The sequence below is a fragment of the Collinsella sp. OM07-12 genome (genome assembly GCF_003438275.1).
Classification (GTDB): Bacteria; Actinomycetota; Coriobacteriia; order Coriobacteriales; family Coriobacteriaceae; genus Collinsella.
In genome coordinates this window covers 64,714-77,981 of the sequence record NZ_QSTQ01000003.1, presented here as the reverse complement: position 1 = coordinate 77,981, position 13,268 = coordinate 64,714, and the positions used below count along the sequence as shown (strand labels likewise).

Below are 13,268 nucleotides of genomic sequence, written 5' to 3'. Positions count from 1 at the left end.
AAAACGTTGCGCTTAATCAAGAGGAGAAAACGTATGGGTCTGTTTGACATGTTCAAGAAGAAGGCTGAGCCCGCGGCTGCCGCTGCTCCTGCCTCCATCTCTGCTTCTGCTGGCGCCGACGTGCTGTGCTCGCCCGTCAAGGGCAAGGTCATCAAGATGGCCGACGTGCCCGATCCCGTCTTTGGTGGCGAGGTTCTGGGCAAGGGCTGCGCTGTGTGGCCTGAGGACGACCTGGTCTACGCTCCCTGCGACGGCAAGGTGACCGTCACCATGGGTCACGCCGTGGGTCTGCAGTCTGATAACGGCATCGAGGTTCTGGTGCACGTTGGCGTCGATACCGTCAACATGAACGGCGACGGCTTCGAGGGCTTCGTCAAGGCCGACGACGTCGTTAAGGCTGGCCAGCCCATGCTCAAGATCGACCGCGCCAAGATCGCCGCTGCCGGCTACAAGGACTGCGTCGTCGTGGCTGTGTCCAACACCGCCGAGTTCGCCGACGTCGAGCTCGCCGTCGAGGCTGACTCTGCTGTCGCCGCCGGCGATGCCATCGTCAAGGTCGTCCGCAAGTAAACTGCGGCAACATAAGGATGTGCAAGGGTGGCCGGGTTATCCGGCCGCCCTTTTTTATTACAATGCGGCGGAACGTTTTATTGCACGTTGGGCGGACCGGTAAACCGTTCGGACGTTAAATCGAGCCGACTGCGCTTTTGCTTTGCCGGGGGTGTTCGTTAGCGGCTAGTATGGCCTTATTGTTACGACGTGCACCGTGTTGGGAAGCGCGGTGCCGCTTGTTGGGAGGAATGTCATGAAGAAGAAGCTGCTGCTTGCGCCCCTGATGGCTGCTCTGGTCGCGTGCGTGGTTGTGCTTTCCGGCTGCGGAGGTCCTTCGGTTGAGGAGCTCATTACCGAGGATCTTACGACGCAGTTTGACGAGGTCAAGAACGGTGGCGACGACTTCCTCGCCGGCCTGGAAGAGGCTTCGGGCGACGAGTTCGAGCAGCTGGGTATCGATCCCAAGGAGTATGCCAAGACCTATCTCGAGGGCTTTGACTACGAGATCGGCGACGTAACGGTCGATGAGGACAAGGGTGTCGCGACCGCCGAGGTCTCCATCACCTGCAAGTCCATGAACAAGATCGTCGAGGACTTCTCCAGCCAGTATCAGGAGAAGGTCGCTGCGCTTGACACGGTTCCTTCCGATGACGAGCTGTACAAGATGGCCGGTCAGGTTATGGTCGATGTGACCAAGGCCGCCAAGCCCAAGGACACCAAGGTCACCTTTAAGTATTCCGCCAACGAGGATAACGAGTGGTCTGCCGACGATTCCGCAACCACCGAGATGATGAATGCAATGATGAACTAGTTCGTTGCGGCGTTTTACCAAACGCCGCAACTGCTCGACGCTGCAAGCCCGCCAGAGCGGCAATCTGCCTTTCAACTTCGGCGGCATGACCAGAAGGTCAATGCCGCCTTGTTTCAAGGCACCTTGCTCGCTCTGGCGGGCTTTCGCTGTCCACGCCAAAACAACGGCGTTGCCATCGCTGTCGAAGGTGGCAGTTGGGGACGTTCCTTTTCTGTCGGCAGCCGGGGACACTCCTTGCGTCAGCGTTGCATCGAGGGCTCGGGAAAATGCGACCCGGTTTTGGCCGAATAGTGGGGCGCGCTTTCCGCGTGGCAGAGTCGCTACGGCCGCGTTAGGTGGCGACTTCGTTACTCGCCCAGGATCAGCGCCGTGAGCTCGTCTTGGGTGTCCACCACGTAGTCGGCGCCGGCGGCTTCCAGCTCTGCGCGGCCGCGGAAGCCCCAGCTGACGCCCGCACTCTTAAGACCGGCGTTGTGGCCGGTTAAAACATCGACATTGGAATCGCCCACATAGAGCGTGGTCGCCGGATTGGCGCCCAGCTCTTCCATCACATGCAGTGTGACGGGTGCTTCGGGCTTGGGCGGAAACGAATCAACACGGCCCTGCACCAGCGCAAAGCGCTCAGAACCAAAGTACTTCTCGATAAGCGGAGCCGCCGAGATGTGGTCCTTGTTGGTGAGCACGGCGAGCGTGACGCCCGCGGTGCTCAGGCGGTCGAGCATTTCGATCGTACCGGCATAGGGCGCGGTGTGGTCCTCCTTGTGCTCGCCGTAATAAGCCCTAAACTCGGCAAGCGTCTGCTCAAACATACGCCCGTCGCCCGCATACTCGGCGGGCATAAAGCGCTCAACCAGCTTGAGCATGCCGTTTCCCACCTTATAGCGGTATTCGTCAACGGCAAACGTGGGCCAGCCGTGCATCTCACAGGTATGGTTACCGGCGGCTGCCAGGTCCTCGAGCGTGTTGAGGATGGTGCCGTCCAGATCAAAGATCACATGGGTAAAAGCTGCTGCCATGGGTGCTCCTGCCGCTTGAGTTGTAAAACGCACCCCATGATACTGGGCATGCGTGCCGGGCATGTTTGGAATCTGAATATCTTTAATAGCCCTGAGCCTTTGTCGTTAGCAAATCCTCGGCAGCTGCTCTCCTACGAGCATGTCGAGGATACGGGTCGAGCCCCAGCCGGTGCGTACGCGCACGGCGGGACGGGCGGCCTCGGCAAGCGGCAGCACGCGACCGATGATGGCGGCGTTCTCGCCGTAGCGGGCAGCACGCATGGCGGCCAGCGCGGCATCGGCTTGCTCGGCCGGCACAACGGCAACCATCTTGCCCTCGTTTGCCACTTGCAGCACATCGTAGCCGAGCATCTCGCAGGCTGCCTGCACGTCGGGGCGCACGGGCACGGCATCCTCGTCGACCTCCATGGCAACGCCGCTGGCCTGGGCAAACTCGTTGAGCGTGGATGCCAGGCCGCCGCGCGTGGGGTCGCGGAAGCAGCGCGTGTCGGGTGCTGCGGCCAGTACGTCGGCAATCAGGTGGTTGAGCGGCGCGGCGTCGCTTTCGATGGTGCTCGAAAACGCCAGACCCTCGCGCTGGCTCATGATGGCGATGCCGTGGTCGCCCAGTGTACCCGATACCAGGACAACGTCGCCGGGCTGACAGTTTGCGCCAGAGAGCGCCACGCCCGCGGGCACCTCGCCCACGCCGGCGGTATTGATGTAGACGCCGTCGGCTCCGCCACACTCGACCACCTTGGTGTCGCCGGTGATGATCGCCACGCCCGCCTCGCGCGCGGTCTCGGCCATGGTCTGCACGATCTGGCGGAGCTTCTCCATGGGATAGCCCTCTTCGAGGATAAAGCCGCACGATAGGTAGCGCACGTTGGCGCCCGAGGTCGCGACATCGTTGACGGTTCCGCACACGGCGAGTCGGCCGATGTTGCCACCGGGGAAGAACTGTGGCGAGACCACAAAGCTGTCGGTCGACATGGCGATGCGCCCGCTCACAGGCAGTGCGGCGACGCCGGCATCGTTGCCCTCAAGCAGCTCGGGCGACCCAAAGGCATCCAGAAAGACCTCGTCGATGATGCGCTTCATCATCTGCCCGCCCGAGCCGTGGCCCAGCAGGACAGTGCTATCGGTGACACTATGGGACATATCGAAAACTCCAATCGTGGGAGGTGTCAGTGCGCGGAGGGCGTTCGGGCTAGACTCGGTAACGGTAGTACGCCGCGCAGCTGCCCTCGGAGCTCACCATGCACGGGCCGACGGGGTGCTCGGGCGTGCAGGTGCGGCCAAAGAGCGGGCAGCTGCTCGGCGTAATGGCCCCGCGCAGCACGTCGCCGCAGCGGCACCCACGCGGCTCGACCGTCGCCTCAACGGGCACGTCAAAGCGGGCGCCGGCATCAAAGCGCGAGAACTCAGGGCGGATGGAAAGACCCGAGCCGGCAATCGGCCCCAGACCGCGCCATGTGGTGTCGCACGGCTCAAACACCTGCTCGACCAGTTGGCGCGCCACGGGGTTGCCGTTCGCATTGACACCGCGGCGGTAGGCGTTGTCGATCGCCGGCCTGCTCTCGACAACCATCTGGACCAGCATGCAAATACCCTGCAAGATGTCGACCGGCTCAAATCCCGTTACCACGCCTGGGGTCTTAAACTCGTCGACCAAAAAGTCAAAGGGAGCCAGGCCCGTGATGGTGGCGACGTGTCCCGGCAGGATAAAGCCGTCGATAGTGGTCTCGGGATCGTTGGCGATGGCGCGCAGCGCCGGCGGCGTGGTCTTATGGGCGCAGTAGACCGAGAAGTTCTGCAGCCCGCGCGCGTCTGCCTCCAAAATGGCGGCGGCGATGGTGGGCGTCGTGGTCTCAAAGCCGACACCCATAAAGATGACCGGGCGTTCGGGATTTTGCTCGGCAATGTCGAGTGCGTCGAGCGGGGAGTACACAATGCGAATATCGCGCCCCGACGCCTTTTGCGCGGCGAGCGAGGTAGACGACCCGGGCACGCGCATCATGTCGCCAAAGGAGGTGATGATGGCGCCGTCCATCTTGGCGAGCGCGATTGCATGGTCGATATTGCGGTTGGCGGTAACGCAGACGGGGCAACCCGGACCGCTCAGAAGTTTGAGCCCGGCAGGCATAATGGAGCGAAAGCCATAGCGCCCGATGCTCACGGTATGCGTGCCGCAGACTTCCATAAGGTTGATGGCGCGGTCGCCGACAAGCTCATGAATGCGCTCGATGAGCTCGCGAGCCAGCTTGGGGTCGCGAAATGCCGAAAAGTCGATACCGGAGCGAACCGGCTGCGCCGCCGTCACTAGTATGCCTCGGCCGGGTTGGTGGCGAGCTGGTCCTCTTCGGCCAGCTCGGTCATGGTATTGACGAGCTCGAGTGTCTCTTGGGCTTCCTGCTCATCGACAATCTGAATGCCAAAGCCGGCGTGTACGAGAATATAGTCGCCCACCCGTGCCGTCGGCACGAGGCGCAGCGAAACGGGGCGCTCGATGCCCATCATGTCGACGGTGGCCTTGAGGTCGTCGTCGCGTTTGACTACTTTACCGGGAACGGCAAGGCACATAATGTTCCCCTTTTATACGTTTTGCGCTGGATAGGCGCTTAATTACCCATCAGATGATGGTAGCGCTCGCGGGAGTCACGAGCAAACGCGTTACACCTGTGAGACGGCGGCGCGCAGGCTGGCAAAACAGCCTATCGCAACGCCGTCTGCGCGAGGCGAGCGCGAGCGATGGCGGCCTGACCGTAGGCGATGCAGCCGTCGTTGACGGGTACAGCGTGGGGGACCAAAACGGCAAGACCGACGTCTTTGAGTTCGTGGGTAAGGAGCTGAAGCAAAAGTCGGTTCATGAACACGCCGCCCGAGAGCGCGACGGTATCGATGCCCTCGCGCGCGCAGATTTCGCGTGCGATTCGTGCCGAAGAGCGCGCGATGGCGATATGGAACCCGAGCGCGAGCCGGTCGGCGGATTCTCCGGTCTCGATTCTGCTCAAAAGTGCCTCAAAAAGTGGCTTGGGGTCCAGAACGAAAGGGCTGTCCGAGGCAGCCTGGACAGTTAGTTCAGATACGTATTTTTTAGAGCAGCTCTGGGTGGCAAAAGTCGTCTGTGAGGACTCAAAATGGGTTGATTTGGGGCCTGTGCCGGGTGCGCTTGTCGCAAATAGGGTGTCCGGAGAGCCTTTTTTGGCAAAATCTGAGGCAAAAATGCCAGATAGGGGGTTAGTAGTTAATACGTATCTGAACAAACTGTCCAGCGACGTTGAGACGGATGCCGATACGCCCGCCTGATTGCCAGCGAAACGGCTGATTTCGCCGTCAAGCGCGCGCCAGGCGGCGGATTCGAGTTCTATGGCGGGTTCGCCCTCGTAGGTTGCCTTGTCGCAGATGCCCAGAATCGCTGCCGCGGCATCAAAGAGACGCCCCATGCTGCTGGTACGCGGGCTGTTGATACCGCGCTCGATCATGGTGGCTGTCACGCTGCGCGTTTGCTCGTCGAGGCTGTCCAAAAGCCGAGCGGTGCCTGGGTGCTCGAGTAGGCAAAGTTCGCTGAGCAGGGCAAAGGCGTTGCGTCGAGCGTCGCGTACGGACGCTACGCCACCGGGTAGGGCCCAAGTGCGCAGATGCGCTGCGCGCTCAAAGTCAGCAAGGTCGGCGACAAGAAACTCGCCGCCCCAAATGGTCCCATCGGTGCCGGCGCCGGTGCCGTCAAAGGCGATGCCAAGGACACGCGCGTCGGTTGTAAGCTGGGCCGCGGCGATAGCCTCGACCATTACGCTTGCGATATGCGCATGATGGTGCTGCACCTCGACGAGCGACTGATTGCATTTTCGTGCCTGCTCGCGCGCCCACTGGCTCGATAGATAGCTGGGGTGTAAATCGCAGACCAAGGCGGCGGGCGCCAAGTCAAAGAGATCTTCCAAGCGCGTGCGCGCGGCGTTCCAGGCATCGAAGGTCTTGCCGTTTTCAACATCGCCGATATGCTGCGATACAAAACAGGTAGCCTCGCCGTTCGTTCCTTCACGTGTAAGCGCAATCGTAGCCTTTTGTTGTGGCCCGCAGGCGAGCACGCAGGACGGAGCGCCGTCGAGCGCCGGCAACGGCAGCGGCTGGGGTGCATATCCGCGAGCGCGGCGAATGGGCATAATGGCGCCGTCGACCACGCGCACCACGGAGTCGTCGTAGCGCGAGAGGATCGCGCGGTCGTTGCCGAGCAACGCGTCGGCGATGCCGGCGGCAACGAGGTGTTCCCAGGCAAGATCGTCGTCGGTCTCGATGGGCTCTTCGCTCAGGTTTCCGCTGGTCATGACAAGTGCGCGCATGCCGCGCGACGCGGTTGCGGCGAGCAGCAAATGCTGAAGCGGGGTGTAGGGGAGCATAACGCCAAGCTCGGGCAAGTCGTGCGCGACAGATGACGCGAGCTCGATGGCGTCGGGCGAGCCATGGGAGTCGTTGCCGGCTGCACGGCGGTGCAACAGCACAATGGGACGAACACTGCCAGCCAGCAGGTCGCGCTCAACACTATCGATATGACACAGACACTCGGCGTCGGCAAGACCGCGCACCATAACGGCAAGTGGTTTGTTGCTGCGGCGTTTGCGACGGCGCAGTTCGCGCACCGCTTGTTCGTTGGCGGCGTCGCATGCCAAGTGGAATCCGCCCAGGCCCTTGATGGCGACGATGCCGCCGCCGGCCAGCAGCTCGGTGCAGCGGTCGATGATCGCATCGCTGGCCTCGCGCGTGGAGCCGATAGCCGGCGTTGCGTCGACGGCCGCTGGCACCACGCCGCGATCCGCCTCACGCCACGTAATGTGCGGTCCGCACTCAAAGCAGGCATCGGGCTGCGCATGAAAGCGCCGGTCGAGCGGGTCAGCATACTCTGCGGCGCAGGTGGGGCACATAGGAAAGTGATCCATCGACGTGGCCGCTCGGTCATAGGGCAGCGAGCGGATGATGGTAAAGCGCGGCCCGCAGTTGGTGCAGTTGATAAAAGGATAGTGATAGCGCCGATCGGCGGGGTCGAACAGCTCACGCAGGCAATCGTCACAGGTGGCGATATCGGGCGAAATGAGCGTGGTGTGAGCGGTTTGATCTTGCGATGCCACAATGCGAAAGCCCTGCTCGTTGGCGGCATCCCAGCCGCCGGGCGCTAGATCTGCAACCTCGACATGTTCCACGCGGGCCGCCGCGGGCGCATGCTCAGAAAGCGCGCCGACAAAACCGTCGAGCGCATCGACCGGAGCGTGCGCCTCGATATGCACGCCGTCGCCCGCATTGAGCACCCATCCGCAAATGCCATGCGCCATGGCCTCGCGATACACAAACGGCCGCATGCCAACGCCCTGCACAATGCCCGTCACATGAATATGCACATGCCGCATGCGACCTTCCCTCATCAAAACCTACCAAAAAGGGACAGGTTTATTTTGGTAGGTAAAACTTCTAAATCTGCCAAAACAAACCTGTCACTTTTTGGTAGGTGCGCTACAGCCCCAGGCTCTGCCTGGTTGCGGCACACGTGAGCTCGCCGTGCTTAACGCCGCGCAGGCCCAGCAGACGGTCGGCCAGCTCGTAGACGCGCTCGCCGCGACCCTTAAGCGCCAGAATCTCCAAGCAGTTGTGGTGATTCAGATGCACGTGCATGGTCGATACGATCTCGTCGGTGTAGTCGTGCTGCACCTCGTCCAGACGGCGCGTCAGATCGCCGGTGTGATGGTCGTAGATCATGGTGAGCGACCCGATAACATGCTCATTGGGCGTGCGCATCTGCTCCTTGGCGATCGATGCGCGAATCAGGTCGCGCACCGCCTCGGAGCGGTTGGCCACGTCGCCGCGGCGTGCGATTTGCTCGTCAAAACGGCGCAGCAGGTCGTCGGGTGCGGTAACCGAAAAGCGGACCAGCTCGGAGCCGGAGCCACTACAGTGGCAGCCCGCGTCACCGTCCGCCCCGTGCGGATGCTCGTGCTCGTACCCGCAGCCGTGCTCGTGTTCGGCCACCTTACACCAGCTTCACGGAGCCGACGGAGTTGTGGTCGGCCTCGATGGCCTCTTCGTAGCCCTCGAGTGCGTCGTGCGCCTCGTGCAGCGCGGCCATGGCGGCCTCGAGCTTGGCGCCGATGCGCTCCATGTCAAAATTCTCGGTCGCATGCAGCAGCTGATGGCTCCACTCGTGAGCGAGCTCGATGGTGTCGTCGACCTGCTTGACGCTCATGGCAAGCTGGCTCATGTTCATTCCAACATCATGCATGGGAAATCTCCTTTTGTATGGGGCAGTTCAGTGGTTCAGATTTTACTACGCCCGCTCTGCGTGCAGCTGCATAAGAAAACGGGTACGAGCCTGTGCGACCCGCACCCGTTCACTGGGGGCTGTTTGTGGCTACCATACTATCCGTGGTCGCACGCGGTGCACCCAAAAGTCCGGTGAGCGGCGCAAAACCGCTCATGGACGGCAGCACATGACCGGCGTATTACAGGTGCTTCTCCAGCAGCGCTTGCAGCCTCGCCTTGGGTAGAGCGCCAACCGAGCGGTCAATCTCCTCGCCGTTCTTAAACACAATCAGCGTGGGGATGCTCATGACGCCATACTTCATGGCCAGGTCCTGGTTGTCGTCGACGTTGCATTTGGCAACGGCAAGCTTGCCCGCCAGCTCGTCGGCAACCTCGTCAACGATGGGCGAGAGTGAGCGGCAGGGACCGCACCACGGTGCCCAAAAATCGACAAGCACGGGCATGCTGTCGTTAACGACGGAATCGAAATTCTCAGGGGTAATCTGCTTAATGTCAGCCATGGTGACCTCCATAATGTGACGCGGCTCAGCCGCGTAAAACTCAGTACGACCGTGCTTATACCCAGCCGCCCGCAAAGCAACCACTCGCAGGCGGCTCTTTTATATAATGGTTGGCACGCAAACGATTGGAGAGCGCATGTCCACGTCACAAAGCCAGAAAAAAGAAGCCATCGCCCAGGCGGCTGAGCAGGAGCTCACATCGCTTGCGATCCGTGGCGTGCGTATCGCGGGCAACGCGTGCTCGCCGATCGTACTGGTCAAAGGCGATTTGGACGAGGCCGAACGTTTGGGTGGCGAGCTTGCCGCCGGCCCGGATGGCGCGGCGTTGCGCAAGGCGCTTGGGGCCATCGGCTACGCGCCCGAGGATTTTTGCGTGCTGGCAAGCGTCGCCGGCGCGGGTGACGGAGCGGTCGCGGTGGGCGAGACTCTGCCGTGCGAGCTGTTCCGCGAGGCGCTTGAGGCCTTGGACCCCGAGGCGGTGCTACTGCTCGACAACAACGCGGCTGATGCCATGCGCGAGACCTACGCCGATATGCTCGTGGCGATCGATGACTTCGATACCGCCATGCTCAAGCCCGGCCTGGTCGCCCATGTGCAGGGCCGCCGCGTGCTCGCGCTCGACGGCTTTGAGGCGGCACTCACCGACAAGGCCGCTAAGCAGCGCATGTGGGCCTACATCAAGCAGCTGACCCCGGCGGCTGCACCGCTGTAGCGAGGCTGGCGGCAGCCCCTACATCACGGCGCGCAGCTCAAACCGGTCGCCGTTAATGCGGAACTGGCAGTTGCCGTTCATGCGCTCGACGGCAAGTTTAATGCTCTTGGTGCCAAAGCCGTGCCCAGTGTGCTGAGCCACGGGCATGCCGTCGACCATGTGCGGCGCACGGCCAAACGTGTTGGAAACCAGCAATAGAAGCTGACCGTCTTCGTAGCGAAGGTCCAGGTCGACAAACCGCTTGCCTTCGGGGGCGGCGCTCGCCGCGGCGATGGCATTGTCCAGGGCGTTCGATACCACACTGAACAGATCGGCATCGCCCACGTGGACGGTTTCGGGCACGGCGGCTCGCAGGTCGGCGGTGATGCCGTGCGCGTTGATGTCCGCGGAAAGCGACGAGAGCGCAATGTTGACCGTTTCGTTGGCGCAGTAGCGGCGCACAGCGGTGCGGTCGTTGGTCTCGCAGAGCGCGTCGATGCGCTCGAGCGCCTCATCGGTGTGACCCTCTTCGATCAGGGCCGCAAGACCGCGCAGGTAGTGGCGCATGTCGTGACGGAGAACCGAGAGCTCGCGTCCGGACTGGCGCCAGGCTTCGAGCTCTTTGATGGCCGCGCTGTCGCGGGTCGCGAGCATCCAGCGCTCGCGCTCGGCGATTTCCTTTGCCTCGTATTCGCGAAGGTAGACGGCAAGAAACATAAGGTAGAACGCGCAGAGGGCGAACGCCAAAAACTCAACGGTTACTACCGAGCCCGAGTGGAAGAGCGTGGTATAGACGTTGGTGGCGTAGTCGAAGATGTAGTAGACGAGCGGCAGGATGAGCAGAATCTCCAGCTCGGTGGGGCTTTTGATCGCCAGGCGGGGGCCGATGTCGCTTGCCCAATGCAACAAGACGGCAAAGACGCCGAGCGTGGTGATGATGCGCGCCACGTAGTACGCGACCTGCGAATCGGTGACGGCGAATGCGGCGATGCCCATCCAGTTGCTGAACTGGCAGCTCAGGTAGGCACTGGTAACGCCCAGGATGGCGAGCAGGGGACTCAGGCGATAGCGTACGCACAGGTAGACGACAAGCGGCAGATGCACGACGAGCGGATAGGCCTGTCGGGCGAAAAGCTCGCCGCCAACGGCGTTGGCAAGGCCGAATGCGCATCCGGTTGCGGCGCCGACCCCCACCAGCTCGAGCGAATGGCGGCCGTTGATCTCGACGCCGCATAGAGCCGCCGAGGCAAAGACGCCAAAGAGCAATGTCGTCGCATGGTGGATTGCCCAAAGTACCAGTTCTGCCGAGGAAAGCATCAGCGCCTCCCGCCCTCGAACCGTGCCGCAAAGTAGGCATCCTGGAATCCCTGCTTGCAGCTGCGCGCCAGCGGGATGCACGCGCCCGAGCGCATGACGATATCCGTGCGGTTAAAGTGGTCGATATTGCGCAGGTTGACCTGGTAGCTGCGGTGACATTTAAAGAAGGTCGCGTTTTGGGCCAGCTGGTCCTCGATGCTGCGGAACGGCTCGAGCGCCTCGATATCGCGGCCATCGCGCAGGTGGAAGACCACGTGCTTGTTGCGAGCCTCGGCATATTCGATATCGGATAGGCGCAGGGCATGGTAGCCAAAGGACGTTTTGATGACGAGCTCTTCGGTCGCGGCCGGACGCAGGCTCGAAAGCTCGTCGAGCAGTTGCGCCAAGCGCTCGTAGGTCACGGGTTTGAGCAGGTAGTCGAAGGCGCGGACCTCGTAGGACTCAAGCGCGAACTCGGGCGATGAGGTCAGAAACACCAAGCGTACGGCGGTATCGGATTGGCGCAGCTCGCGGGCGGTGTCCATGCCGTTGACGAGCGGCATGATCATGTCGAGCATGATAATGTCGGCGCGCGATGCGGCATGGCGTGCCAGCAGGTCCTCGCCGCGCGTAACGAGTGCAACATCGACCGCCGTACCCGTCTCGGCAGACCAGCGGTTGATCATGCGGTGCAGATTATCTAGAAAGGCGACGTCGTCGTCGCAGGCGATGATTTTGAGCATATTGGGCCCCCTTAGTACCTCGATTTTGCCACATCGTGCACGCGCCGCCCGCGGGGGTGCGTTCCATTTGCGCCTCACGGTACGCAACTCGCGCCGAGCAGCAGGGTGTCAAAACATGCGGTTGCACAATACCAGGTGGATATATATGTCAATTTGAGCTGACGGCTGACGAGGGAGCATGCCGGCCGCCAGTGCCAAGCGATATCGGACATCGCGAAAGCATAGGGGTAAGGGGAGCTGTGATGAGGGAGAAGAAGATGGGGATGCGCGCTGTGTTGACTCGTCTGCTGAGCATCGCCACCGTGGCATGCGCACTCGTGGCGACGCCAGCGGTGGCCAGCGCCGAGACTCAGATCATGCCAGACGGGGTGAAGGCGGAGGTGCTGCCGCTTACGCAGGCCAACAACGAATCCATCCAAATCTCCGAGCCGGGCAGTTACGTACTTAAGACGGCTGAGGGTAAGGTCACGCCATCTTCGGGTTGCACCATCGACGCGCCGGATGCGTCTCGGATTAATCCTGTGAGGATCTACATCGATGGCACGGTCTACGTGAACGATAAGATTAACTGGCGGGTTGAGCAAACTTGATGGCTGTTCAACATCAAACAGGGTAGCAATATGCCCTCAATGTTGCACGAAGCGCCAGCTGCAACATAAACGGCGGCGATTCGCGAGCGGACGGATCGTCGCGCGTTTCGCGGCAGCGAGCAGTCGCTTGGTATCCAACTGGCAAATGACGAGCTCGCGAAACTGCTCGAGGTCCCTCTCGCCGAGCCCCTCTTCAATCTGAGGGGCAGGTATCGCGATCAATTCAACAAGCCGCTGTACGTGGGGCAGCAATATATCATCGGGTCGCGATACACCTTTTCGATGTAGCGTCGCGAAGGGCGCCCTTCGCCGTTGCGGCGCACGAGTGGATTCAGGAGAACCATCATCATGGTCCAAGGAGCCTTCCCTTCAAAGCCGTCATCTTCGATATGGACGGCGTCATCGTCGATACCGAGGCGTATTACCAGATCGAGCAGCGCGAGTTCTTCGAGGAATTCGGCATCGAGGTGAGCGACGAGGAGCTGTTGGCGACCGTGGGCGCCTCGTTCCAGTCGTTCCAGCGCTCCCTCGTCGACTGGTTGGGCCGCATCGGGCGCGTGGTGACGCCGGACGAGGCCCTGCGCATCTATCGGGATTGGAAGAACGGGCGCGAGGTCGATTACGCCGCACTGATGAATCCCGGCGTGCACGAGGTCTTGGCGGGTCTCAAAGAGCGCGGCGAGCGCCACACGCACGCCGCGCGCTCGTTTTCGGCAAACGCTTTCCTTCTCGGAAGGGAAAAGCCGGGTATAGAACCCGTCCCATCGCCGCTGGTATCATAGCT

Annotated in this window: 16 protein-coding genes; 6 read left to right on the top strand and 10 right to left on the bottom strand. The window is 61.8% G+C overall.

Features of this window, described 5'->3' with window-relative positions:
* Nucleotides 1–33: 33 nt before the first annotated feature.
* Together DXB98_RS01755 and DXB98_RS01750 are read left to right on the top strand one after the other, a co-directional pair.
* On the top strand, nt 34–570 hold the full coding sequence (locus DXB98_RS01755; protein WP_117735368.1) for a PTS glucose transporter subunit IIA: 537 nt from the start codon (nt 34–36) through the stop codon (nt 568–570).
* Between the two features lie 235 nt (nt 571–805).
* Nucleotides 806–1,363: a hypothetical protein gene (locus tag DXB98_RS01750; protein WP_117742924.1), complete on the top strand. Its 558-nt coding sequence runs from the start codon at nt 806–808 to the stop codon at nt 1,361–1,363.
* Nucleotides 1,364–1,710: 347 nt separating this feature from the next.
* Here the strand turns inward: DXB98_RS01750 and DXB98_RS01745 are convergent, their stop codons facing one another.
* The 8 genes from DXB98_RS01745 to trxA form a co-directional block, all read right to left on the bottom strand.
* Entirely contained in the window at nt 1,711–2,379 is a 669-nt protein-coding gene (locus DXB98_RS01745) for an HAD family hydrolase (RefSeq protein ID WP_117742923.1), read from the bottom strand.
* A gap of 105 nt (nt 2,380–2,484) precedes the next feature.
* The gene (gene hypE, locus DXB98_RS01740; protein WP_117742922.1) at nt 2,485–3,519 is read right to left on the bottom strand and encodes a hydrogenase expression/formation protein HypE; all 1,035 of its coding nucleotides are present in this window, start codon (nt 3,517–3,519) and stop codon (nt 2,485–2,487) included.
* 49 nt (nt 3,520–3,568) lie between these two features.
* The gene (gene hypD / locus DXB98_RS01735) at nt 3,569–4,681 is read right to left on the bottom strand and encodes a hydrogenase formation protein HypD (RefSeq protein WP_117742921.1); all 1,113 of its coding nucleotides are present in this window, start codon (nt 4,679–4,681) and stop codon (nt 3,569–3,571) included.
* The gene (locus DXB98_RS01730; RefSeq protein WP_117637955.1) at nt 4,681–4,941 is read right to left on the bottom strand and encodes a HypC/HybG/HupF family hydrogenase formation chaperone; all 261 of its coding nucleotides are present in this window, start codon (nt 4,939–4,941) and stop codon (nt 4,681–4,683) included. The genes hypD and DXB98_RS01730 overlap by 1 nt, the downstream gene beginning before the upstream one ends.
* 131 nt (nt 4,942–5,072) lie before the next feature.
* The gene (hypF, locus tag DXB98_RS01725; RefSeq protein ID WP_117742920.1) at nt 5,073–7,757 is read right to left on the bottom strand and encodes a carbamoyltransferase HypF; all 2,685 of its coding nucleotides are present in this window, start codon (nt 7,755–7,757) and stop codon (nt 5,073–5,075) included.
* A gap of 103 nt (nt 7,758–7,860) precedes the next feature.
* A complete protein-coding gene (gene nikR / locus DXB98_RS01720) occupies nt 7,861–8,373 on the bottom strand; it encodes a nickel-responsive transcriptional regulator NikR (protein WP_199407093.1) in 513 nt (170 codons plus the stop codon).
* Between the two features lies 1 nt (nt 8,374).
* Nucleotides 8,375–8,623, bottom strand: a complete 249-nt coding sequence (locus DXB98_RS01715) for a hypothetical protein (protein WP_006235225.1) — start codon at nt 8,621–8,623, stop codon at nt 8,375–8,377.
* A gap of 220 nt (nt 8,624–8,843) precedes the next feature.
* A complete protein-coding gene (gene trxA / locus DXB98_RS01710; RefSeq protein WP_117742919.1) occupies nt 8,844–9,164 on the bottom strand; it encodes a thioredoxin in 321 nt (106 codons plus the stop codon).
* 136 nt (nt 9,165–9,300) lie between these two features.
* Between trxA and DXB98_RS01705 the strand changes: the two genes are divergently transcribed.
* Nucleotides 9,301–9,876: a hypothetical protein gene (locus DXB98_RS01705; protein WP_117735376.1), complete on the top strand. Its 576-nt coding sequence runs from the start codon at nt 9,301–9,303 to the stop codon at nt 9,874–9,876.
* Nucleotides 9,877–9,894: 18 nt separating this feature from the next.
* Here DXB98_RS01705 and DXB98_RS01700 read toward each other — a convergent pair whose 3' ends face one another.
* Together DXB98_RS01700 and DXB98_RS01695 are read right to left on the bottom strand one after the other, a co-directional pair.
* Complete coding sequence (locus tag DXB98_RS01700) at nt 9,895–11,172, bottom strand: sensor histidine kinase (protein WP_117742918.1); 1,278 nt, start codon at nt 11,170–11,172, stop codon at nt 9,895–9,897.
* Nucleotides 11,172–11,894 (bottom strand): LytTR family DNA-binding domain-containing protein, encoded by a 723-nt coding sequence (locus DXB98_RS01695; RefSeq protein ID WP_117742917.1) that lies wholly within the window; start codon nt 11,892–11,894, stop codon nt 11,172–11,174. Before DXB98_RS01695 ends, DXB98_RS01700 begins: the two co-directional genes overlap by 1 nt.
* A 242-nt stretch (nt 11,895–12,136) precedes the next feature.
* Here DXB98_RS01695 and DXB98_RS01690 point away from each other — a divergent pair, with 242 nt between their 5' ends.
* The 3 genes from DXB98_RS01690 to DXB98_RS01680 all read left to right on the top strand — a co-directional run bounded on the left by DXB98_RS01690 (nt 12,137) and on the right by DXB98_RS01680 (nt 13,266).
* Nucleotides 12,137–12,484 carry a hypothetical protein gene (locus DXB98_RS01690; protein WP_117742916.1) on the top strand — a complete coding sequence of 116 codons (348 nt, stop codon included), beginning with the start codon at nt 12,137–12,139 and terminating at the stop codon, nt 12,482–12,484.
* A gap of 78 nt (nt 12,485–12,562) precedes the next feature.
* Nucleotides 12,563–12,772, top strand: coding sequence for a UTRA domain-containing protein (locus DXB98_RS10565; protein ID WP_117742962.1), 210 nt, complete (start codon nt 12,563–12,565; stop codon nt 12,770–12,772).
* Nucleotides 12,706–13,266, top strand: coding sequence for an HAD family hydrolase (locus DXB98_RS01680; RefSeq protein WP_369831381.1), 561 nt, complete (start codon nt 12,706–12,708; stop codon nt 13,264–13,266). Before DXB98_RS10565 ends, DXB98_RS01680 begins: the two co-directional genes overlap by 67 nt.
* Nucleotides 13,267–13,268 lie beyond the last annotated feature (2 nt).